General features: G+C 71.8%; 19 protein-coding genes and 2 pseudogenes. 11 read left to right on the forward strand and 10 right to left on the reverse strand.

Annotated features, from left to right (window positions below; translation table 11 throughout):
* Positions 1 to 61: 61 nt before the first annotated feature.
* Positions 62 to 1831 carry an insulinase family protein gene (locus ACGFI8_RS06955; protein ID WP_392801011.1) on the reverse strand — a complete coding sequence of 590 codons (1770 nt, stop codon included), beginning with the start codon at positions 1829 to 1831 and terminating at the stop codon, positions 62 to 64.
* Complete coding sequence (locus ACGFI8_RS06960; RefSeq protein WP_392801014.1) at positions 1828 to 2775, reverse strand: hypothetical protein; 948 nt, start codon at positions 2773 to 2775, stop codon at positions 1828 to 1830. The genes ACGFI8_RS06955 and ACGFI8_RS06960 overlap by 4 nt, the downstream gene beginning before the upstream one ends.
* A gap of 101 nt (positions 2776 to 2876) precedes the next feature.
* Between ACGFI8_RS06960 and ACGFI8_RS06965 the strand changes: the two genes are divergently transcribed.
* Positions 2877 to 5363, forward strand: a complete 2487-nt coding sequence (locus ACGFI8_RS06965) for a Tex family protein (protein ID WP_392801017.1) — start codon at positions 2877 to 2879, stop codon at positions 5361 to 5363.
* Here the strand turns inward: ACGFI8_RS06965 and ACGFI8_RS06970 are convergent.
* Positions 5308 to 5934 carry a class I SAM-dependent methyltransferase gene (locus ACGFI8_RS06970; RefSeq protein WP_392801020.1) on the reverse strand — a complete coding sequence of 209 codons (627 nt, stop codon included), beginning with the start codon at positions 5932 to 5934 and terminating at the stop codon, positions 5308 to 5310. The genes ACGFI8_RS06965 and ACGFI8_RS06970 overlap by 56 nt on opposite strands.
* 206 nt (positions 5935 to 6140) lie before the next feature.
* Between ACGFI8_RS06970 and ACGFI8_RS06975 the strand changes: the two genes are divergently transcribed.
* Together ACGFI8_RS06975 and ACGFI8_RS06980 are read left to right on the forward strand one after the other, a co-directional pair.
* A complete protein-coding gene (locus ACGFI8_RS06975) occupies positions 6141 to 7112 on the forward strand; it encodes a zinc-binding alcohol dehydrogenase family protein (protein ID WP_392801022.1) in 972 nt (323 codons plus the stop codon).
* A 69-nt stretch (positions 7113 to 7181) separates the two neighbouring features.
* Entirely contained in the window at positions 7182 to 8042 is an 861-nt protein-coding gene (locus tag ACGFI8_RS06980; RefSeq protein ID WP_392801025.1) for a DUF2207 family protein, read from the forward strand.
* 95 nt (positions 8043 to 8137) lie between these two features.
* On the opposite strand, the pseudogene rho reads toward ACGFI8_RS06980, so the two are convergent.
* Positions 8138 to 9331: pseudogene (rho, locus tag ACGFI8_RS06985) on the reverse strand (transcription termination factor Rho); the annotation flags it as partial.
* Between the two features lie 356 nt (positions 9332 to 9687).
* On the opposite strand from rho, the gene ACGFI8_RS06990 reads away from it, so the two are divergent.
* The 4 genes from ACGFI8_RS06990 (at position 9688) to ACGFI8_RS07005 (ending at position 11065) form a co-directional block, all read left to right on the forward strand.
* Positions 9688 to 9951 carry a hypothetical protein gene (locus ACGFI8_RS06990; protein ID WP_392801028.1) on the forward strand — a complete coding sequence of 88 codons (264 nt, stop codon included), beginning with the start codon at positions 9688 to 9690 and terminating at the stop codon, positions 9949 to 9951.
* 41 nt (positions 9952 to 9992) lie between these two features.
* Positions 9993 to 10361: an ATP-binding protein gene (locus tag ACGFI8_RS06995; RefSeq protein ID WP_392801031.1), complete on the forward strand. Its 369-nt coding sequence runs from the start codon at positions 9993 to 9995 to the stop codon at positions 10359 to 10361.
* Positions 10358 to 10699 carry an STAS domain-containing protein gene (locus ACGFI8_RS07000; RefSeq protein ID WP_392801034.1) on the forward strand — a complete coding sequence of 114 codons (342 nt, stop codon included), beginning with the start codon at positions 10358 to 10360 and terminating at the stop codon, positions 10697 to 10699. The genes ACGFI8_RS06995 and ACGFI8_RS07000 overlap by 4 nt, the downstream gene beginning before the upstream one ends.
* An 87-nt stretch (positions 10700 to 10786) precedes the next feature.
* Positions 10787 to 11065 (forward strand): hypothetical protein, encoded by a 279-nt coding sequence (locus ACGFI8_RS07005; protein WP_392801037.1) that lies wholly within the window; start codon positions 10787 to 10789, stop codon positions 11063 to 11065.
* Positions 11066 to 11225: 160 nt separating this feature from the next.
* Here ACGFI8_RS07005 and ACGFI8_RS07010 read toward each other — a convergent pair whose 3' ends face one another.
* Positions 11226 to 11429, reverse strand: coding sequence for a cold-shock protein (locus ACGFI8_RS07010; RefSeq protein WP_350549950.1), 204 nt, complete (start codon positions 11427 to 11429; stop codon positions 11226 to 11228).
* Positions 11430 to 11917: 488 nt separating this feature from the next.
* Here ACGFI8_RS07010 and ACGFI8_RS07015 point away from each other — a divergent pair, with 488 nt between their 5' ends.
* The 4 genes from ACGFI8_RS07015 (at position 11918) to ACGFI8_RS07030 (ending at position 17464) form a co-directional block, all read left to right on the forward strand.
* On the forward strand, positions 11918 to 12805 hold the full coding sequence (locus ACGFI8_RS07015; protein WP_392801040.1) for an RNA polymerase sigma factor SigF: 888 nt from the start codon (positions 11918 to 11920) through the stop codon (positions 12803 to 12805).
* A gap of 121 nt (positions 12806 to 12926) precedes the next feature.
* Positions 12927 to 14984, forward strand: a complete 2058-nt coding sequence (locus ACGFI8_RS07020) for a hypothetical protein (protein ID WP_392801043.1) — start codon at positions 12927 to 12929, stop codon at positions 14982 to 14984.
* 48 nt (positions 14985 to 15032) lie between these two features.
* Entirely contained in the window at positions 15033 to 15983 is a 951-nt protein-coding gene (locus ACGFI8_RS07025; protein ID WP_392801046.1) for a glycosyltransferase family 2 protein, read from the forward strand.
* A gap of 8 nt (positions 15984 to 15991) precedes the next feature.
* A complete protein-coding gene (locus ACGFI8_RS07030; protein WP_392801049.1) occupies positions 15992 to 17464 on the forward strand; it encodes an O-antigen ligase family protein in 1473 nt (490 codons plus the stop codon).
* Between the two features lie 45 nt (positions 17465 to 17509).
* Here ACGFI8_RS07030 and ACGFI8_RS07035 read toward each other — a convergent pair whose 3' ends face one another.
* The 5 genes and pseudogenes from ACGFI8_RS07035 to ACGFI8_RS07055 form a co-directional block, all read right to left on the reverse strand.
* Complete coding sequence (locus ACGFI8_RS07035; protein WP_392801052.1) at positions 17510 to 19336, reverse strand: ArnT family glycosyltransferase; 1827 nt, start codon at positions 19334 to 19336, stop codon at positions 17510 to 17512.
* A gap of 18 nt (positions 19337 to 19354) precedes the next feature.
* Entirely contained in the window at positions 19355 to 19666 is a 312-nt protein-coding gene (locus ACGFI8_RS07040) for a hypothetical protein (protein WP_392801054.1), read from the reverse strand.
* A gap of 193 nt (positions 19667 to 19859) precedes the next feature.
* Positions 19860 to 20372, reverse strand: coding sequence for a hypothetical protein (locus ACGFI8_RS07045; protein WP_392801057.1), 513 nt, complete (start codon positions 20370 to 20372; stop codon positions 19860 to 19862).
* Positions 20373 to 20382: 10 nt separating this feature from the next.
* Positions 20383 to 21249, reverse strand: a complete 867-nt coding sequence (locus ACGFI8_RS07050) for an LLM class F420-dependent oxidoreductase (protein WP_392801060.1) — start codon at positions 21247 to 21249, stop codon at positions 20383 to 20385.
* Between the two features lie 34 nt (positions 21250 to 21283).
* Positions 21284 to 21688: pseudogene (locus ACGFI8_RS07055) on the reverse strand (acetamidase); the annotation flags it as partial.
* Positions 21689 to 21723 lie beyond the last annotated feature (35 nt).

Raw genomic sequence — 21723 nt, forward strand, 5'->3', positions numbered from 1 at the left:
CCTCCTGTCGAACCTATTCAGGAGACGTGGCCGCGCAGGGTCAATAACAGGTTCCCAGAAACTACTTTCTGCTACGGCGCCGCAGCAGATAGACGCCGATCGCGGCCAGTACGAGCATGCCGCCGTACCCCAGGACCATGATGGTGATCGCCCCGGCGTCCAGCGGGATGTCCGTCTCCGGGTCGCTGTTGTCGGCCACCATCGCGGTGAACAGGCCGCTGCAGCACAGCAGGACCCCGGCCAGCACGAGCGCGGCCACGGCGCCGACGAGCAGCGGGGTGGACCGGCGCTCGGCCGCGGCGCGCGCGGCCGGGGTGCCGGGCAGCGTGACGAGCGGCAGGCCCCGCAGGCCCGCGGTCGGGTCGACCGGCGGGGCGGGGCGCGGGGCCGGGATCTGCCTCGGGTCGCGGGGTGGCTGCCGTACCAGCACGCCGGCGACCGAGGCGTCGATGTGGCGCAGCGCCTCCGGCGGTACCGGATGGATCGTGGGCTCGATGCGCACGTTCAGGCCGTCGAAGCCGATCAGGTGGCGGCCGCCGTCGGGGTAGGCCAGGGCGATCGCGCACTCGGCGTAGGACACCACGCACGGTGGGCATCCCTCGACGTCGAGGCCGACGCCGAGGGCGCCGACGACCAGGGTCACCGCCGGGTCGTCGAGGGACGGGAAGCGCGCGCCGTCGACCTGGCGGTCCGACGCCGTCGGCGCGGCCTCGAAGCCCGCCCAGTCGGCGGTGTGGCCGGCGGGCACCTGCAGCAGCCCGGAGTCGAGCATCTCGAGCGCGGCGGCGTGCACGTCGGCGAGGCTCAGCGCGGCCATCTCCGCCCGCAGCTCCTCGATCGAGCGCAGCGGCGCGCCGGTGAGCAGGTCCAGCGCCCGGGCCGGCAGCCGGCCGGCCTCCGCCATCGGCCCGCGCATCGCGTCCTCGGCCTTGGCCCGCACCGCGTCGAGGTCGGCCTGGGCCAGGCGGCCGGCGCGCAGCCGGGCCAGCACGTCCACGAAGCCGCCGAGGACCGCGTCCTGCTTGCCGGGCACCGAGTCGGCGACGGCCATGACCGTGGCGCGGCCGTCGCCGCGGGCGGCGTAGGCGGACGCGGCCGTGTACGAGTTGCCGTCCTCCTGGCGCAGGCTGCGGTACAGCTCCCGCTCCAGGACCCCGGACAGCATCGACCCGGCGACGCCGCGCCGGACGATACCGTCGTAGGCGACGTGCTCGCCGTTGCCGACGAAGTAGGCGGGCGTGCCGCGCAGCGCGCTGGTCGGCGCCGGCACCAGGCGGCGCTGCCCGTCGAGCAGCGGGAGCCGCAGCGCGGGCGGGATGCGCTCGCCGGCCAGCCAAAGCGCCGCGTTCTGCCGGGTGAACCAGGTCTGCACCCAGTACCACAGGTCGTTGCCGGTGATCCGGGGCAGCCCCATCTCGGTGTACGCGGGCAGGCCGTAGGTGCGGGCGCCGTAGCGCCACAACGCGAGCGCCTCGGCGGGCGACTCGCGCCGGCCGCCCTCCTCGGCCCGCAGCACCTGTCGCTCGGTGTCGAGCCGGTCCAGCGGGAGTGCCCGCAGCGAGGCGCACACGCCGGCGAGGTAGGCGACGATGTCGTCTTCGCCGCCCTGCAGGTGGAACGTGGTGGCCACGGGGCCGGTGCTGCCGTTGTAGTGGTAGTCGGTGAGCCCGTGCCCGTGCAGGACGAGGTGCTCCAGCAGGTGCGTGATGCCGCGGTACGGCAGGGACTCGTCCGCCTGCCCGACCCGGAACGTCAGGCCGGCGATCGTGGGGCCGGAGTACTCGACGAACAGCGCCGGAACGCCGTCGACCTCGAGCTGCCTGATCGTCATGCGCCCATCACCCGCGACCGCAAGTCGTGGAAGACCTCGGCCGGGCGGCCGAAGGTGCCCCAGGCCGACGCGGCCATCGGGTGCTCGCCGATCGCCTGGAAGTGCGGCCGCGCCGCGGCGAGGGCGCCGGCCGCACCGAACACCGCGGCGAACACGCTGTGCGCGTGGTACCAGTTGTACCGGCCCGGATCGAACGCCGGGTGGCGCACCGAGCGGTTGGCGGCCTCCTCGAGGTCGGCCCACACGTCGGGCCGCTGCAGGTAGCGCACGATCGCGGAGCGGTCGTCCCAGTCCCCGCCCGACCCACGGCCCACCTCGAGGTGGACCCAGATCACCGTCAGCGCGGCCAGCGACCCGGGCGGCGCCGCGCGCAGGCACTCGCGGGCGAAGGCCAGGGCCCGCTCGTCCTCACCGCCCCACTTCTTGTAGAGCTGCTCCTTGTACATGACCTGGGCCCAGTAGAAGTGCGGCAGGTGCCGGGCGCAGCGGTCGTACCGCCGGCGCGCCTCGGCCTGGCCGAGCTGCAGGCCGCGGCGCGCGGTGAGCCGTGCGGTCCAGGCGGTCGGGTTGGCCGGGTCCTCGGCGGTGACCTCGATGAGGATCCGCTCGGCCCGGCGCAGGTAGGAGTGGAACACGGCGAACTGCTCGCGGCTGACGTCCTTGGCCAGGCGGCTGGTGCGGACCTCCCAGCCGGCGCTGATGAGCCGGTCGGCGTGCAGCGCACGCGCGAGGGTGCGGCCGGTGCCGCGTTCCCACTCGACGGCATCGCGCAGGAAGTCGTCGACGCCGGGCACGTCGACCACGATCGACGCGGCGAACTCATGGTCGTCGGCGCTGGTCAGGCCGTCGAAGTGCGCGGACACCGCGCGCCAGTCGCGGCGGGCCGTCGCCTCGCGCAGCCTGTGCAGCTCCCCGAACGGACCGGCGGAGTCGAAGTCGGTCACGACGCGTGAGCTTAGGTGAGATCGTCTCCCGACGAAGCCCCCCGTTTCGGCGGTCCGCCCGTGGCGGCCTGGGTGAGATGCGGGCGAGTGGGGCACAATGCATGCTCGTGACAACCTCGATTCACCAGCGCATCGCGGAAGAGCTCGGCGTCAGAGAGCGGCAGGTGGCCGCGGCCGTCGATCTGCTCGACGGCGGGGCCACGGTGCCCTTCATCGCTCGGTACCGCAAAGAGGCCACCGAGATGCTCGACGACGCCCAGCTGCGGACGCTGGAGGAGCGGCTGCGGTATCTCCGGGAGATGGAGGAGCGGCGGGCCGCGATCCTCGAGTCGATCCGCAGCCAGGGCAAGCTGGATGAGGCGCTCGAAGCGCAGATCATGGCGGCCGACTCCAAGGCCCGCCTGGAGGACATCTACCTGCCGTACAAGCCGAAGCGGCGCACCAAGGCGCAGATCGCCCGCGAGGCCGGGCTGGAGCCGCTCGCCGACGGGCTGCTCGCCGACCCGACCGTCAACCCGCAGGCGGCTGCGGCCGCGTTCGTCGACGCCGAGAAGGGCGTGGCCGACGCCGCGGCGGCGCTGGAGGGCGCCCGGGCCATCCTCGTCGAGCGCTTCTCCGAGGACGCGGACCTCATCGGCGACCTGCGCGAGAGGATGTGGGGCCAGGGCCGGCTCGTGTCGAAGGTGCGCGAGGGCAAGGAGGCCGACGGCGCCAAGTTCTCCGACTACTTCGACTTCAGCGAGCCGTTCACCAAGCTGCCCTCACACCGGATCCTCGCGATGTTCCGCGGGGAGAAGGAGGAGATGCTCGACCTGGTGATGGAGCCCACGGCCGACCCGGAGGCGCCGTCGCTGTTCGAGCCGGCGATCGCGTCGAAGTTCGGCATCCGCGACGAGGGGCGCGCGGCCGACAAGTGGCTCAACGACACGGTCCGCTGGGCGTGGCGCACCCGAATCCTGGTGCACCTCGGCATCGACCTGCGGATGCGGCTGTGGCAGGCGGCCGAAGAGGAGGCGGTGCGGGTCTTCGCCGCCAACCTGCGCGACCTGCTGCTCGCCGCCCCTGCCGGCACCCGCGCCACGATGGGCCTCGACCCGGGCTTCCGCACCGGCGTCAAGGTGGCCGTCGTCGACGCCACCGGCAAGGTGGTCGACACGCACACGATCTACCCGCACGTGCCGCAGAACAAGTGGAACGAGTCGATCGCGATCCTGGCCGCGCTGTGCCAGAAGCACAAGGTCGAGCTCATCGCGATCGGCAACGGCACCGCCTCCCGCGAGACCGACAAGCTCGCCGCCGACCTGGTCAAGCAGTTTCCGCAGCTCAGCGTCGTGAAGGTGATGGTCTCAGAGGCGGGCGCGTCGGTGTACTCGGCCTCCGCCTACGCCTCGCAGGAGCTGCCCGGCCTCGACGTGTCGCTGCGCGGCGCGGTTTCCATCGCCCGCCGGCTGCAGGACCCGCTCGCCGAGCTCGTCAAGATCGACCCGAAGTCGATCGGCGTCGGGCAATACCAGCACGACCTCTCCGAGTCGAAGCTCAGCCGCTCTCTCGACGCGGTCGTCGAGGACTGCGTCAACGGCGTCGGCGTCGACGTCAACACCGCGTCGGCCCCGCTGCTGACCCGGGTCTCCGGCATCGGCTCCAGCCTGGCCGACGCGATCGTCGCGCACCGCGACGCCAACGGCCCGTTCCGCACCCGCCGGGCGCTCAGGGACGTCGCCCGGCTCGGCCCGAAGGCGTTCGAGCAGTGCGCGGGCTTCCTGCGCATCCCCGGCGGCGACGATCCGCTCGACTCATCCTCCGTACACCCGGAGGCCTACCCGGTGGTCCGGCGCATCCTGGCCACCACCGGCGGCGAGATCAAGTTGCTCATCGGCAACGGCACGGCGCTGGCCAAGCTCAAGCCGGCCGACTTCGTCGACGACACGTTCGGCCTGCCGACCGTGACCGACATCCTCAAGGAGCTGGAGAAGCCCGGCCGCGACCCGCGCCCGGCGTTCAAGACCGCGGCCTTCGCCGACGGCGTGGAGAAGATCTCCGACCTGACCCCGGGCATGCTGCTGGAGGGCGTGGTCACCAACGTGGCCGCGTTCGGCGCGTTCGTCGACGTGGGCGTGCACCAGGACGGGCTGGTCCACGTCTCGGCCCTGTCGCGCACGTTCGTGAAGGACCCGCGCGAGGTGGTCAAGCCCGGCGACATCGTCCGGGTGAAGGTGCTCGACGTGGACATCCCGCGCAAGCGCATCTCGCTGACCCTGCGCCTGGAGGACGAGGCGACGCCCGCCCAGCGCGACGGCGGCCGCCCGCGCGGCGAGCGGCCCGACCGTGGTGAGCGTGGCAACGGCGGCGGGGGCGCCGGTAGCGGGGGCGCCGGTAGCGGGGGCGCCGGTGGTGGCGGCGGTGGCCGCCCGCGCGGCGGCGACGCCCGCGGCGGCGGCCGGCAGTCCCGCGACTCGCCCGACACGTTCTCCGGCGGCGGGGCGCTGGCCGACGCGCTGCGGCGGGCCGGCCTGGACAAGGGCCTGGACGCGCTCAGAGACCAGCAGAAGGACCAGCAGAAGGACCAGCAGAAGCAGCGCCGGAAGTAGACCGGCGCAGGCGCCAGATCCGAGTCGTCATGACGTCCCCGGCCTCGAGCGATCGGCGGACGGGGACGTCATACTCGGCGAGCTCCTCGAACAGCCGCTCTGGCAGGTGCCCGCGGCCCGGGTCGCCGACGAGCGCGTCCGCGGCGGCGGTGCGCAGGATCTTCAGTACCGTCGCGGAGACCGGCGCCGAATAGAAGACGTCCCCGGCCACGACCACCTCGGCCGGCACGACCGCCGCGGCCGTCTCGATCTCGACGCCGTTGCGAGCCGCGTTGCGCACGACGGCGGCGAGCGCGGCGGGGTCGGTGTCCACGGCGGTCACCCGCCTCGCCCCGGCCCGTTTGGCGGCGATCCCGACGAGCCCGGAGCCCGCCCCGAGGTCGACCACCGTGCGTCCGGCGACGAGTTCGGGGTGGTCGAGCAGGTGCCGGGCGAGCGCGACCCCGCCGGGCCAGGCGAAGGACCAGAACGGCGGCGGGGCGTCGCTGCGATAGCCGCCGGTGGCGTCGAACAGCCGGACCCGCTCGTCGGCCAGTTCGAGATCGAGCTCGGGCAGCAGCGGCACTTGCATATCTCGTCCTTCTCCTGCGTTTCCCTGGATGTGTCGGGCGTTTCCGCGATCATGCGGCAGCCGCCGCCGAACGCTCGGTTCGCCATGATGAACAACCCCGCGCGGGGAAGATCTCCCGGGTGACCAGGCCGTGTTCCTCGGGCCGGCGCGGGTCGCGGTGAGTACCTTCGAGCGGGGTCATCGCAATCCAGGTCATGGAGCAGAACATGCGAGCTGTCGGGTATCGGACGGCGGGCGGACCGGCCGTGCTGGAGGACTTCGAGCTGCCGGTGCCGGAACCCGGGCCGCGCGACCTGCTGGTCCGAGTCGAGGCGGTGTCGGTCAACCCCGTCGACGTGAAGGTGCGCGCGAGCGCCGATCCCGGCGGCACGCCCCGCGTGCTGGGCTTCGACGCGGCCGGCGTGGTGACGGCGGTCGGCAACGAGGTCAGCCTGTTCTCTCCCGGCGACGAGGTGTACTACGCCGGCTCGATCGGCCGGCCCGGCACCGACCAGCAGTTTCACCTGGTCGACGAGCGAATCGCCGGGCGCCGCCCGCGCTCGCTGACGTTCGCCGCCGCGGCCGCGCTGCCGCTGACCACGATCACGGCCTGGGAGACCCTGTTCGACCGGTTCCGGCTCGGGCCGGACAGCACCGGAACGCTGCTGGTGCTGGGCGCGGCGGGCGGGGTGGGCTCCATGATCATCCAGCTCGCCCGCGCGCTGACGAGGCTCACCGTCGTCGGTACGGCGTCCCGCCCCGACTCCCGCCAGTGGGCGCTCGACCTCGGCGCGCACGAGGTGGTCGGGCACGGCGAGCTGCCCGAAGGGCCCGAGGGGGTGGACTACGTCTTCTCGCCCTTCACCGCCGGGCAGGTCGAGCACTTCGCCCGGATCCTGCGCCCGGGCGGCCAGATCGCCGCGATCGACGAGCCGGAGGGCCTCGACCTGCTGCCGCTCAAGACCAAGAGCATCGGCTTCCACTGGGAGTTCATGTTCACCCGGCCGCTGTTCCAGACTCCGGACATGGTGGTACAGCACGAGTTGCTCGACCGGGTGGCGGAGCTGGTCGACGCCGGCACGGTGCGCAGCACGATGACCACGCAACTGGGCCCGATCGACGCCGACCACCTACGCAAGGCCCACGAGATGGTGGAAGACGGACATATGACCGGAAAGGTCGTCGTCGCGGGGTTCTGAGCGGGACGGTCTAGGGTGGTTGGGCACCCCGCCCTGCCACCCGTGTTCGCCCGCCCCGGAGGTACTCCCGTGGATTGGCCCCCGTTCCTGCAGCTCAGCGTGCCGGTCACGCTGGCCGTGTGGGTCGCGCTGACGGCCGCCGCGCTCTGGCGCTCGCGCTCGCGGCTGCCCGAGCCCGGCGCGCCGCTGACCGCCCCGCCGGGCGAGGAGCCGCCGGCGGTGGTCAGCCTCATGGCGAACCGCTGGCGATCCGACGAGGACGCGATCGACAGCACCCTGCTCGACCTGGCCGCGCGCGGCTTCCTCGAGCTGCGCCAGCCGGGCGAGGATCCCTCCGAGACGACGGTACGGCTGCGCAAGGGCGACGGGCGGAGCCTTACGCCGTACGAGCAGCAGGTCCTCGACCGCGTCCAGAAGCTGTCCGTCGGCGGCGAGGCGTCGCTGACCAGCCTGGCGTTTCGCAGCTGGTCGGAGGCGCGCCGGTGGCGCGGCGCGTTCTACCGCGCGGTGGTCGAGGAGGCCCGCCACCGCGGCCTGTCCCAGCCCCGCCTGACCAGGCGGACCCGCCGCACGCTGCTCGGCGCGGCGGTCGTCCCGTCCGGCTTCATGTTCGCGACCTGGATGTGGGCCGCCGCGAAGCTGCACGCGGGCCTGGCCGACCAGATCACCGGCTCGCTCATCGGCGCGAGCGCGGTGTTCCTGGTCATGTACCTCGTGGTCGAGCTCCGCTGGAGCGACCGGAGCACGCCGGAGGGCACCCGGGTCGCGGCCGACTGGCTGTCCTACCGCGCCCACCTGGTCGCCGTCGAGGGGGTGACCGACCTGGCCCCGGCGGACGTCGCCTCCTGGGGCCGGGACATGGCGTTCGCCTCGGCGTTGGGGGTGCTCCCGACCGAGGAGGCCCTCATGCGCTCCCGGGTCGCGCTGTAGGGCGTCATTTCGCTTCCGGGTCGCGCCGTGCCGCAGGCCCGCGAGCGGCGTCGAAGCGCGACCGCCGGCCTGGGAGCGGCCGATTTTGCCGCTGATCAGGCCTGACCGCGCAGCAGCAGCGTCAGGAACTCGGCGTTGGACTGCGTCTTGGCGAGGCGCTCCAGCAGCTGCTCTGTGGCCGGCTGACCGCTGGCGCCGAGCGCCTTGCGCAGCCGCTGGACGGCCAGCAGCTCGTCCGGGTGCAGAATCACGTCGTCGCGGCGGGTGCTGGACCCGTCGATGTCGATCGCGGGGAAGACGCGGCGGTCGGCGAGCTTGCGGTCGAGCTTGAGCTCGGCGTTGCCGGTGCCCTTGAACTCCTCGAAGATCACGGTGTCGCCGGTCGAGCCGGTCTCCACCAGGGCGGACGCGATGATCGTCAGCGAGCCGCCGTTTTCGATGTTGCGCGCCGCGCCGAGCAGGCGCTTCGGTGGGTACAGCGCATTGGCGTCGATACCGCCGGTCAGGATGCGCCCGGACGCCGGGGCCGCGTTGTTGTACGCCCGCCCGAGCCGGGTGATCGAGTCGAGCAGCAGGACCACGTCGTGGCCGAGCTCGACGAGGCGCTTGGCCCGCTCGACGGCGAGCTCGGCGACACCGGTGTGCTCCCCCGCCGGCCGGTCGAAGGTCGAGGCGATGACCTCACCCTGCACGGAGCGCTGCATCTCGGTGACCTCTTCGGGCCGCTCGTCGATGAGCAGCACCATGAGGTGGCACTCGGGGTTGTTCTGCGCGACGGCGTTGGCGATCGCCTGCAGGACCATCGTCTTGCCCGCCTTCGGCGGCGACACGATGAGCGCCCGCTGGCCCTTGCCGATGGGCATGACCAGGTCGATCAGGCGGGCGGTGAGCTGCCGCGGGCCGGTCTCCAGGCGCAGGCGCTCCTGCGGGAACAGCGCGGTCAGCTTGGCGAACTCGGGCCGGTTGCGGGCCCACTCGGGGTCGTTGCCGTGCACGGTGTCGAGCCGGGTGAGGGTGCCGCCGTTGGCACTGCCGGTGAGGGCGTCGCCGTGGCGCAGGCCATAGCGGCGGACCATCGCGGCCGGGACCGTGACGTCGTCGGGGCCGGGCAGGTAGCTGTCGACCCGGAGCACCATCTTGTCGCGGTAGACGTCGACGATGCCGGCGACGTCGTGCGCCTCGCCCGAGCTGGGCGGTTGTGGCTGGTTGGCCGGGCGGCTGTGGTCGCGGTTGCGCTGTGCGGAGCGGGTGCGCCGCCTTCCCTGGCTCTGGCCCGAGGGGTTCTGCTTGGGGGTGGTACGTTCCAACACTTCAGTTGGGGCCATATGCGTCCTCCTAAGGACTGTGCGGCCGTGAAAACGTGGATCTCCAGATACGCGTGTCCGATGAACCTGACTGCGCTGCGTGTGCGGTGGCCGCCTGGCTTCCTGCGCAAGAGCGTGACACGCGGTGGCGAAGGGCGTCCCCGGGCGGCAGATTGCCGACTTCCGCGGGACTGAATCGACCGTAACCCGAACAGCAACCTTGAGCAAGCCCCGCGGGGGCGTGGCGCGCTACCTCGCAGCACCCGAACGGGTCCCCGGACGGCACCGGACCAGCGGTTCCCTGAATGGTGTCACGGAGCACACCAATCGGGGGGGTTGCCATGAACACGACGTTCGACACAGTGCGCGCCGAGGCCCTGTTCGCCTCCTCCCTGCAAGCCTCGCAGAAGCCGACGCCGCTGGAGGTGCGCAACGCCGTCACCGGTGCACTGCGCCGCTACGGTATCAACGGCTGCACCGCCCGGATGGCGAGCGAGTTCGGGGATTACCCCGAGACCGCCGCCGCCCGCATGGGGTGGGCGCTGGAGATGATCCGGTCGGCGTATCAAGAGCTGACCTCTCGTGAGTTCGCGTACGCCGGCTGATCTACGTTTCCGACGACGACCGACGCGGTATGAATCGGGTCGTGGACCTTCGCCTGACCGTCGACCTGCCGCGCGACGTGGATCGCGTGAACACCCTCAGGCATGTCCTGGACGGGGCGCTGGCCGGGCTCGGCGTGGCCGAACAGGCCCGGACAGACATCGCCCTCATCGTCAACGAGACGTGGGCGAATGTGATTGCTCACGTTCGGATCGGTGTGGCCTTTCAGGTCCGGGCAACCGTCGACGAACAACGTTGTGTGATTGAGGTCACGCACCCCGGCGAATCAGCCACTAAAACCATCAACGTTCTGACCACTTCCGGACATTCCCTCCGGGTCGTACGCTCCCTCGCTGACGACGTCGACGTGGACAGCGACGGCCTCCTCATGAAGGTCACGAAGCTGCTATGACCGAATTCGCCGCCACAACCACAGTCACCCCCGCCGCCGACGGCGCGGTCACCGTGACCGCCACCGGCGAGCTCGACATGACCAGCGCCCCCGATCTGATCAACGTGCTGCGCGAGGCGATTCGCAGGCACGGCCCGTCGCGGGTCGACCTCGACCTGACCGGGGTGACCTTCATGGACTCCACCGGCCTGCAGGTCCTGGTGGCCGCCAACACCGACGTCGGCGGCGGGCTGCGGATCACCGGCACCAGCCCGGCGGTGTACCGATTGCTGCAGCTCACCGGCGTCCTGGAGGAATTCGGGTTGCCGTCGGTACGTTCTGGTCAAATAGCGACATAACAATTTCGCAACTGGATAGTCCCCGCACCGGCACCTGGACAGGAGTTAGCTGGACCCAGCAGGGAGTTGCCAGCAGGAGGTCCCACGATGGAGTCCACGTTCGAAGCGGTGCGCGCCGAAGCGCTCTTCGCCTCCACGTTGCAGATATCCCAGCGCCCGGTCGACGCGGACGTACGCGCGGCCGTGACAAGCACCCTGCGCAGCATCGGCGAGCAGGGCTGCGTCGCCTGCGTGGCGACGGAGTTCGGTGATCACCCCGAGACCGCCACCACGAGGATGAGCTGGGCGCTGATCATGATCCGGCACGCGTACGCCGAATCGTGCACCCCCGAGGTCTTCGCCCGCCCGCGGCCGGCGCTGACCTGAGGCATCGCGGCCATCCCGGCCCGGTCCGCTCACGGCGGCCGGGCCTTTTCAGCGCACCGCCTGTCGCAGAAACCGCAAAGCCCCCGCCGAGGTTTTCCCGGACGGGGGCTTGCTACTCCTTCGGCCGTGAAGCGGGTCTCGGCCTACGACTGGGGGTGTGTCAGACCGCGCGGATGTTGTCGGCCTGCGGCCCCTTCTGGCCCTGCGTGATCTCGAACTCGACCTTCTGACCCTCGGCCAGCTCGCGGTAGCCGGTGGCCTGGATCGCCGAGTAGTGCGCGAACACGTCGGGTCCACCGTTGTCCTGCGAGATGAAGCCGTAGCCCTTCTCCGAGTTGAACCACTTCACCGTGCCTGTTGCCACGTGTAACTCCTTAGCGACGGCGCCCCGACCCGCACCTCACGGATCAATGTGTGAAACAGGCGCACGCCACGGAGGAGACGGTAGCCTGCGCGCTACAAAAACGCAGCCCCGGTATCGCGATGCGGACCCGATCGACTACCAAACTGAAATGCACACCCAGACCTTCTGAACACTCAGCGTATTGCACTACCGAACAGTCGGTGATAAAGCGATCGGCTTCAACGCCTGAGTCTCGCGCAGAGCGTAAAGGTCTAGTACAGTCGGGTCAGCTCACCTCGTCCGAACGGTTGGTTTGGACAAGGGGCGCCGTCCAGCAGCGGCGGATCGGCCCCGGTGAGCCCGCAGGTCTTGCACCGGCACTCAAGAAACGGGTGCCGAGAGCGATTCTCGACCGGCGTGGCGGCGCATGCCCTCCTTACCTTCCCAGGCCGCAGCACCCGTCTGCGCCCAGGCCGCCGCCGGTCACCCGCACCAGAAGGGTCAAACCCGTGACCGTCTCCGTCGACCGTGCCATCAACCGCACCCCCTCTGTCGACCGCGCCATCGACCGCGCCATCGCCGAGCACGGCCCGAACACCCACGGGGCAGGCGAAACCACCGGCACGAGCACCCGCGCCACCGACGCCCAGGCCCGGGCGCTGCTCTCGCTGATGGCCGACCTCCCGGCCGGCGCCGACCGCGAGCGCGTCCGCGCCCGGCTGATCGAGCTGTACATCCCGCTGGCCGAGTACCTGGCCCGCCGCTTCCGCAACCGCGGCGAGCACTTCGACGACCTCGTCCAGGTGGCCAACCTGGGCCTGATCAAGTCCGTCGACGGCTACGACCCGGCCCGCGGTGCCGCGTTCACCAGCTACGCGATCCCGATGATCGTCGGCGAGCTCAAGCGGCACTTCCGGGACAAGGGCTGGGACGTGCGCGTGCCGCGGCGGCTGCAGGAGCTGCGGCTGGAGATCAGCAAGGTCTCCGGCGACCTCGCGCAGGACCTCGGCCGCTCGCCGACCGTGGCCGACCTCGCCGCCCGGCTCGGGGTGAGCGAGGAGGAGGTCATCGAGGGGCTGGACTGCGGGCAGGCGTACCGCGCGCTGTCGCTCGACGCCCCCGCCGGCGACGGCGGCGACCCGACCTCCGCCGGCCTGGGCGACCTGATCGGCGCCGAGGACCCGGACATGCAGAACGTGGAGAACCGCGAGTCGCTGCGCCCGCTGCTGGCCAAGCTCCCGGACCGCGAGCAGAAGATCATCGCCATGCGCTTCCACGGCAACCTGACCCAGTCACAGATCGCCGCCGAGCTGGGCATCTCGCAGATGCACGTGTCGCGCCTGCTGGCCGCCGCGCTGCGCACGCTGCGCACCGAGCTGAGCGCGATCGCCGAGTAAGCCCCGGGCACCGCGGCCGCCGTCGTAGGTGCGATTTCCGTTGCTGTACCTCCGATTCGAGAACGCGATATCGTCACCTCCCGGCGGCGCGAAGCGGCCCCCGATACGGAGAGTGCATGTGGTGACGGTGACGCGGCCCGGGACCGGCGACGGCGTGACGGGCGAGGAATCCACCGGCGGTCGCGGCACCCAGGCGCTGCGGGTCGCGATCGCCCTGCTCCTGGCCTGGCTCGTGCCGCTGGCCGCTCACCCGGTTCGACTGGACGCACTGCTGCCGCTGCTGGTGCTCGCCGGCACGATGGCGATCCAGCGCGGCGGCACCGGGCTGCTCGACCGGTTCGTGCTCGCCTGCGCCCAGCTCTTCGGCGCCGCGTGCGTGTTCGGCCTCGCCCTCACATTCTGGCCAGGGCATCTGCACCCGACCCTGGTCGCCGGCGTCGCCCTCACCGTCCTGGTGCTGATCGCCGCGGCGACGGGCCGCCTCACCCCACCCGCGCGTAAAGACGCAAATCGCGACAAAAGCCGGAAGATCCGAAAGATCCGGCGCCCTGCCGACACCCTGCTCGCGATCGCGTTCGCCGGTGTCGCCGCGATCTCGCTGATCCCGTACGCCGCCCGCGACCTCGGCGGCCGCCTCGGCCTTCCGCTCGCGGGCGAGGACATCGCGCGCCACTACCTGCTGTACGACATCATCGGCCGCACCGGCGGCTACCTGTTCCTGCGCCCCGAGGCCCTGCGCCCGTTCGTGCCGGACGAGGAGCTCGACGGCATCGCGAACTACCCGCAGGGCCTGCACTTCGCGTACGCCGTGCTGGACCGCTTCGTCTCCTCGACGACCGGGCGCACCTCGGCCGGCGCCGCCGCCGACGTCATGGTCTGGCTGCTCGTCGGCACGTTCCTGCTGCTCGCCCTCGCCGTGCTGTGGGCGGTGCGCCGCCTGGCCGGCCCCGGCGCCTCGGCCGCCCGGCTGCTGCCGGTCCTGCTGGTCGCCGCCGCCTGGCTCGTGCTCGGCGACCCGGTCACGGTGCTCTCCCGCGGCTACCCGAACGAACTCGCCGGCCTCGCGTGCGCGGCGGCGCTCACCGCGATCGTCGTCCGCCCGCTCCCGCGGCCGGGCGAGCAGACCGTGACCGTGGCGCTGCTGCTCGTGGGGATCTCGTTCAGCTACCCGCTGTTCCTGCCGTACGGCGGACTGGCCGCCCTGTGGTGGATCTGGCGCGCACGGCTGTGGCGGTTCTGGTGGGGCTGGCTGACGGCCGCCCTGGTCGCGGTCGTCACCTCGATCGGCCCGCTGACCGCGATGGCCGCCTCGAGCGGATCGCAACTGCTCCTCAACGGTACGGCGAGGATCGTCGACCGCCCCGCGACCGCGGCCCTGCTGGCGCTGGCCGTGTTCGCCGTGCTCGTGCGGCGCGGGCTGCGCGCGCCGAGCCACCGCACGGCGCTGTTCTCCCTCGGCGTCGCGTTCACGCTCGCCGCCGGCCTCGGCCTCTACCAGACGGCCACGATCGGCCGCCCGGTGTACTACTTCGACAAGCTCCTGCACCTGCTCATCGTGGTCAGCCTGTGCGCGCTCGGCGGCCTGGTGCGGTTCCTGCCGGGGCTCGGCGCCGCGGCGCGGGTCGCGATCGCGCTGCCGGTCGTCGCCCTGCTGGCGGTCGCGGGTGGCGAATGGCACACCACCCCGGTCGCGCCCGGCGTCAAGCTGGCCCTGGGCAAGGACCGTGGCTCTCCGGAGGCGGCCCGCGACGCGCTGCTGATGGCCCGGATGTTCCCCGACGGCGGCGGCGCGGTGAACGTCGACCTCATGGGCAGCCCGTGGCGAAACTGGTCGGCAACCCTCGGCGCCGCCGCACTGCAGCACCAGTACCGGTACTTCCCGGCCTGGTCGGGGCTGCTGTACCCCGGATCCGCCGGCAAGGCCAGCACCATGGAGGACATGGACCGGCTCGTGCGGGAGAGCCCGGTGCCCGTCCGCTTCTTCGTGCACGACCCCGAGGCGAGCCTGCTCGTCGTCGATGGAGAGCGCCCCCACCGGCCGAACGTCCGGCCTGGTCAGCCGCTCCCGGTGGCGTTCGGCGACCCGGCCGCGCCGACCAACATCGCGGCCGCTCGCGCGCTGGCTGCGAAATATCCGACGAAAGTGCAGGTCGTGTACGCTACGCCAGCGAACCCATAAGGACTCCGTGTGGTGGCGCAGCACCGCATTCGAGACGGATTGGTCATCGTGCAAAGACCCGAGGTCAGCGTCGTCATTCCCACCCGCAACCGACCCGAGCTGGTGGTGCGCGCTGTCCGCAGCGCGCTGGCCCAGACGCTGCGGGAGATCGAGGTCGTGGTGGTGATCGACGGCCCGGACACGGCGACCGTCGACGCGCTGCGGGCGGTCGGCGACGATCGCATCCGCCCGATCGAGCTGCCGACGTCCGGCGGCGCGCCGAACGCGCGCAATCGCGGCGTCGACCACGCGCAGGCGGACTGGGTGGCGTTCCTGGACGACGACGACGAGTGGCTGCCGGAGAAGCTGGCCACGCAGCTCGCGCGGGCCCGTGCCTCCGGGGTGGCGCTGCCGATCGTGGGCAGCCGGCTCTACATGCGCACCCCGCGTGCCGAGCTGATCATGCCCCGCCGCATCCCGGCGCCGGACGAGCCGATCAGCGAATACCTCGCCGTACGCCACGGCCTGTTCCACGGCGACGGCTTCATCCAGACCTCGACGATCATGGCGCCCACCGCGCTGCTCCGGAAGGTGCCGTTCACCGACGGCCTGCGCCGCTTGCAGGAGCTCGACTGGACGCTGCGCAGCCTGCAGGAGGAAGGCGTCGACCTCATCTACGCCGAGGAGCCCCTCGTCATCTGGTACGCCGACGAGAACCGCCCCCGGATCAGCTTCGACGCGCCGTGGAAGCAGTCGCTGGAGTGGCTGCAGCAGACCCGCCCGCGGGTCACGCCGCGTGCCTACGCGGCGCTCGCGATGAGCGTGGTCGGTTCGATGGCCGCCGCCAGTCGCAGCCCGCGGGTCTTCTTCGACCTGTTGCGCGAGGCCCGGCGGCACGGCGAGCCGAGCTTCACCGACTACGTCACCTTCCTGCAGGTCTGGCTGGTGCCGGCCGGGCCGCGCCGGGTGGTACGCGACTTCTTCCTCAGCCGCCGCCGCGCGGGGGCCGACGCCGGATGAGAGGCCCAATGACCGGCCCGAAGGCCCGCGTGGCGGGCGCCGTCGCGGCGATCGTGATCGCGCTGCTGGCGGGCGTCCTGGAGTACACCCGGACGGACTCGATCGGGCAGTCGGCGGCCGCGTTCGCGGCGGGCCTGATCGCGATGGCCGTGGTCGGGCTGGCGCTGAGCCTGCCCGGCATCACGCTGCAGGGCCTGGGCCTCGGCGGGCTGTTCGTGCTCGCCGGCATCCTGACCTGGACCGCGACCAAGCGCCCCGGGATCATCTGGGCCGTCCTCGCCGTCGAGGTGGTCGTCTTCGCGGTGTGGGCGTGGCCGTGGCTGCGCTCGGCCCGCTCGCTGTCCCGGCTCGGCACGGCGTGGCTGGGCCTGGCGTACTGGTTCTTCGGCATCCTCGGCGCGGTGTTCGTCGAGCGTGCCGGACACTTCAAGGTGGCTGGCCAGCGCGTCGCCTACGCGGGCGTGTTCACCCTCGCCGTGCTCGCGCTCATCGCGCTCAACACGACCGCGAAGCGGCGCGGCAGGGACCTGTCGGTCGGCATGGCCGCGGCGATCCTGCTCGGCATCGCGGCCCTGCTGCTCGTCGGCTCCGGCAGCCTGTTCGACAAGGTCCACGCGGTCCCGGACAACGCCTCCGCGCACCTGATGACCGACCGCTTCTGGGGCGGCCCCGGGCTCTTCTACCACCCGAACTCGCTGGCCGGTCTCATGGCCGTAGCCGGCATCCGGATCGGCTTCGACCGCGCGATGGCCGCCTGGCAGCGCCTCGGCGTCGCCGCGCTCGCCGCGCTCGTGCTGTCCATCAGCGACTCGCGCACCGGCTTCGTCTTCGCCGCGGCCGCCGCGGTCCTCCACCTGGGCCTGGTCCTCTGGCGGCGCAACGACGACGTCGACCGGCTCCCGTCCCGCTCCGCCTGGCTCTCGGTGGTCACCCCGTTCGTGGTGCTGCTCATCGTCGTGACCCTCGGCAACGGGTATCAGTTCCTGCTGCGCGACCGGTTCAACAACCAGGGCGACGACGTGACCAGCGGCCGTACCGACACCTGGCGCCAGGTCTGGGTGGACTGGAAGCACGCCGGCTGGGCCGAGAAGGCATTCGGCGACGCGCGCACCTCGCGGGCCGTGGTCGAGCGCGTGAACGACGGCAACCCGATCGAGGGCCCGCGCCGCCAGCTCAACACCGACAACGCCGCAGTGGGCGCGTTCCGTCGCGGGGGCGTGCTCGGCGCCGCGGCGTTCGTGCTGGGCCTGGGCCTGCTGCTGTGGCACGCGCTGCGGCGCCGCCGGGACGGCACGCTGCCCGCCGCCTGGTTCACGATCGGTGCGCTCGCGGTGGTGCCGACGATCGCCACCGAGGACTGGCTGATCGGCGGCACGAACGGCGCGATCTGGCTGCTGCTCGCGGCGGGCGAGGCCCGCACGCTGCTGCACCGCGACGAGCCGTCCGAGGTCGCCCCGGCGCCCGAGCCAGCCGTCGCCTGACCGCCGCGGCGCCACCCGGCCGGGGCAGATAAGGCCCCAGCGGCATCAGGACTTCGGGCGGATCGCGTACGTCACCGAGCCGTGGGTCTGCGGGTTCCACGACGGCGGGATGTAGAAGGCGCAGCCGTTCGGCGGGTCGACGCACAGCACCGCGTCCACCGTTTCGATCGCCGGGGGCGGCATGTCCGGCTGCAGCGACTGCAGCGACACCAGCTCGCTGCCCCGCAGCAGGATCCACCACGGGTACTCCCACGTGTTGTAGCCCTGCAGCAGCCCGACCCGCTTCGCGCCCGAGGACCGCACCGCGTCGGCGGCCCACTCGTAGTCCGTGCCCCACTCCGGGCGGCGGATGAAGCGCTCGTCCAGCGTGCTCGTGGTGAACACCGAGCCGTGGCCGACCAGGCGGCGGGGCCAGCCGTACGAGACGGCGAACACGCCGGCCACCGCGCCGCCGGCGAGGGCGAGCGCGGTCACGCCGGCGATCGCGCGGCGGCGCGCGGTGATCAGGGCGTCCACCCAGAGGGCGGCGAGCGGGGTGCCCAGCAGGACGAGGAACACGATGAGCCGGTTGCCCCAGGGCTGCCACTTGACCGTGGTCACGTACGCCAGCACGGCGATCCAGAACACCGCGGCGTAGAGGCGGGCCGGCGAGCGGCGCCACAGCAGGACGGCGGCGCCGATGAGGATCAGCGCGCCCTGCACCGGCAGGGAAACGCGGTCCTCGTCCGGCGGCCAGGACTCGTACGGGTAGGTCGCGCCCCAGTACGTGATGTCGCGCGCGTCCGGGTCGACGCCGATGGCGTGGGCCAGGCCCCTGATCGCGCCGGCGCCGACCGGGCCGGCCGGGGTCTGCAGCGCGGTCTCGCCGATGCGCAGCGCGTTGATCAGCACCGAGGCCGGGTCGTGGCGCTGCATGGAGATGGAGCCGCGCAGGTGGCCCGGGCCGAGCGGGTTCTCGTACGTGGTCTGCACGCGCCAGAGGTACGGACCGGATATCAGCGCCATCATCCCGGCGATCACCGCGGCCTTTGCCGACGCGACAGCGACGGCGCGCCAGATCGGGCGCTGCCGCGCCTGGGCGCCGAACCACACCACGAGCAGCGGGCCCGCCGCGAGCAGGCCGGTCGCCTTGGTCAGCAGGGTCAGCCCGGCGGCGGTGCCCAGCAGCAGCACCGCGGGCCAGGGGGTGCGCCGGCGCAGTTCGTCGAGGACGAGGGTGGCGACGCTGCCGACCCACAGCGCGACCACGAGGTCGGTCTGGGTGCTCGTCGCCTCCAGAAGGACCATGGGGGTCGTACCGAAGATCAGCGCCGCGATCAGCTGGGCGCGCCGGGCGCCGCCGAGCTGGGCGGCGATCCGGGAGGCGATGAGCGCGGCGCCGACGCCGGCCGCGAGCTGGACGAGGTTGTAGAGCGCGTCGCCGCCGGTGAGCAGGCGCAGGTGCAGCAGGATGTACTCCGCGCCCGGCGCCATGGCCAGCTGCCGGTCGATGATGGTCGGGTAGAAGTCCACGCTGCCATGCGCCGCCCAGTGCTCGATCTTGGGCAGGTGGTACGTCTGCGAGTCGAAGTTGTTGGGCGGCGCTATCAGGGCGATGACGAGGTCGGCGAGGAACAGCGCGCCGAGCAGGGCCGCGATCGCGCGCTCGACCCGGACGGCCTCGCGCCAGCCGTCGCGAATTTTCGGAAATATGCCGACGAGTCGCTTACGTCCGAAATATCCGCCCGCGATCGCCGCGGCGGCCCAGGCGATCGCGATCGTGACGCGGTTGAGCAGGCCGATCGCCGAGAGCAGCTCGACCAGCAGCACCGACGCGCCGCCGAACACGAGCCCGGCACGGATCAGCAAGAGGCGAGTCGGCGCTACAAGCACCGCGGCAGGCTATCGGACCTACCTGAGTGCCGGGCCCCGGGCCGCTAAAGGCGTTCGACAACTCGCCCTCGACAGCGGTCGCGGGTGACGAGAAGTGTACTGTGCGTGCTCCTCCACGAGCGCATAGTCAAAGTCGTCGTGATCGGTCAGCAGTACGGCCGCGTCGGCCGCCATCACCTCGACGGCGGTCAGGTCGACCAGGGTCACCCCGCCGAGGGCGCCGATGTCCCGCGGCAGCGCGTGCGGCTCGACCGCGCGGGCTGGCGACTCGCGCAGGTCGCCGCCGTTGCTCTTGTCGGGCGTCCACGCCCTCAAGATTTCGTTCGGCACCCGTGGTGAGATCGTCGAGCACGACGACCTCCGCAACGCGCGGGTGCGCCGCGAGCTCCCGGCACAGATTCCCGCCGATGAACCCGCGCCGCCCGCGACCAGAACTCTCATCGTCCCAGTCCACCGCCCAAAACCGAACAATGTACCGAGGTTCGGATCATTCGGACTTATCCGGGGTAACGATTTGGACTTCTCAGCCGAACCAGCGCTGTCCGTACAGCTGGGCAAGCACCGCTCGGCCGAACAGCGCCGCCGCCCCCGCCGCGTCGGCCCTGACCACTCGATCGCTGCCGGCTGCGCCCCGGATCTCGAGCACTCGCGGGTCGCCACCCCGCTCGTCCAGCAGGTGCGCGACCGGCGCGTAGTCCTCCGGAATCCACTCGTCCTCCCCCGCCGCCCAGGCCGCGGCCCGCACCCCGGCGTCGACGATCCGCCGCGGCACCACGACGTCCCGGGCCCGCACCGGCGGCACGACCGCGATGAGCCCGAACGACAGCAGCAGCCGCGCACCGTACCGCTCGATCAGCCCCTCGACCGCCCCCGGCGCCGGCCCCACGACCGTGACCCAAACCCCGGCGATCGACCCGAGCGCGACCGCGCTCCCTTCGGGGTGAACGCTCTCCACTCCGTCGACGAGCCTGAGCACGGCCGCGTGGGCCTCCGTCCCGTACGCCGCGATGACCACCCCACCTGGCGAACCGCGCACGCCGGTCGGCTCAGATGACCGCGAGCCGGGGCAGCACCCGCTCGGCCAGCTCGGTGGCGAATTCGACCGGGTTGCGGTCCGGCATGGTCTGGACCTCGGTGATCCCGAGCGCCGCGAGCTCGTCGACGTAGGCGAGCCAGCCGTCGACGTCGTCCAGCACGGGACGCAGGGCGACCACGGTCTTGACGATCGAGTCGTAGTCGCGACCCTCGGCGTCGCAGTGCGCGCGCAGGATGTCGAGCTTGCGCGCCACGTCCTCGGGTGAGCTGGCGAAGAGGTTGCAGGCGTCGCCGTACTTGGCCACCAGGCGCAGCGTCTTCTTCTCTCCGCCGCCGCCAATCATGATCATCGGGTGCGGGCGGCTGATCGCGGGTGGCGAGTTCAGCGTCTCGGTCAGTTGGTAATACGTGCCGTTGTACTCCGCGACCGTGCCGCTCCACATCTGCAGGCAGATCTGCAGCGTCTCCTCGAGCCGCTCGAATCGCTCGGCGACCGGCACGACCGGCACGCCGAGGCCCCGCTGCTCCCGCTCGTACCACGAGGCGCCGATGCCCAGCCGGGCGCGCCCGCCGGAGAGCACGTCGAGCGTGGTGACGATCTTGGCCAGCAGGCCCGGGTGGCGGTACATCACCCCGGTAACCAGCAGGCCCAGCTGCATCTGCGACGTGATCGCCGCGACGTACCCGAGCGTGGTGTACCCCTCCAGCATCGGCTCCTCGGCCGGTGCGGACGCCTCCATCTGGAAGTAGTGATCCATGACCGAGAACGCGGCGACCCCCGACTGCTCGGCGATCAGGGCCGTCTCGCGCAGGGTCGGGGCGATCGCCACCGGCTCGGCCGGCTTGGCGAAGTTCCAGTAGTGCAGACCCAACTTCATGGCGCCAATTCTTGCGCGTATCGCAGGGCGCCGCCGCCATCCCGCGCAACCTGCGGTGAACACCGTCGTACGCCTCGGCGCCCCGCAGATAACGCTTGGCCATCTTGGCCACCATCGTGTAATTGGTGTCGCAGACGTTGCCGACCGGCGCCTCACCCGCCTGACTCACCAGTTGGTAGGCGTCAAGCTCGTCCAGCCCGGTCAGCCCGGCGACCCAGGTGACGAGGTCGTGCTGGCTGATGCGGAAGGCGTCCTCCAGCGGCCGGGCCGAGCCGGTGCTCATCAGGAACTCGTCGGACTCCAGCCGCGGCGCCGGCGTCGGTACGCCCTTGAGCAGCTCCACCACCAGCGTGGTGTGCATCGCGGCCTCCACCGCGACGCCGCTGACCTCGCCGTGACCCTGGCGGGCGTGGCCGTCGCCGAGCGCGAAGAGGTCACCACTTAGCTCAATACTTAAATCTAGAAATACTTGCC

This window comes from Dactylosporangium sp. NPDC048998, from assembly GCF_043197855.1.
Classification (GTDB): domain Bacteria; phylum Actinomycetota; class Actinomycetes; order Mycobacteriales; family Micromonosporaceae; genus Dactylosporangium.

Coding starts and splice junctions, on each gene's coding strand:
- ACGFI8_RS06955 (WP_392801011.1), bottom strand. CDS start 1,831: ATGACGATCAGGCAGCTCGAGGTCGACGGCGTTCCGGCGCTGTTCGTC.
- ACGFI8_RS06965 (WP_392801017.1), top strand. CDS start 2,877: ATGCTCGTGACAACCTCGATTCACCAGCGCATCGCGGAAGAGCTCGGC.
- ACGFI8_RS06970 (WP_392801020.1), bottom strand. CDS start 5,934: ATGCAAGTGCCGCTGCTGCCCGAGCTCGATCTCGAACTGGCCGACGAG.
- ACGFI8_RS06975 (WP_392801022.1), top strand. CDS start 6,141: ATGCGAGCTGTCGGGTATCGGACGGCGGGCGGACCGGCCGTGCTGGAG.
- ACGFI8_RS06990 (WP_392801028.1), top strand. CDS start 9,688: ATGAACACGACGTTCGACACAGTGCGCGCCGAGGCCCTGTTCGCCTCC.
- ACGFI8_RS07000 (WP_392801034.1), top strand. CDS start 10,358: ATGACCGAATTCGCCGCCACAACCACAGTCACCCCCGCCGCCGACGGC.
- ACGFI8_RS07005 (WP_392801037.1), top strand. CDS start 10,787: ATGGAGTCCACGTTCGAAGCGGTGCGCGCCGAAGCGCTCTTCGCCTCC.
- ACGFI8_RS07030 (WP_392801049.1), top strand. CDS start 15,992: ATGACCGGCCCGAAGGCCCGCGTGGCGGGCGCCGTCGCGGCGATCGTG.
- ACGFI8_RS07050 (WP_392801060.1), bottom strand. CDS start 21,249: ATGAAGTTGGGTCTGCACTACTGGAACTTCGCCAAGCCGGCCGAGCCG.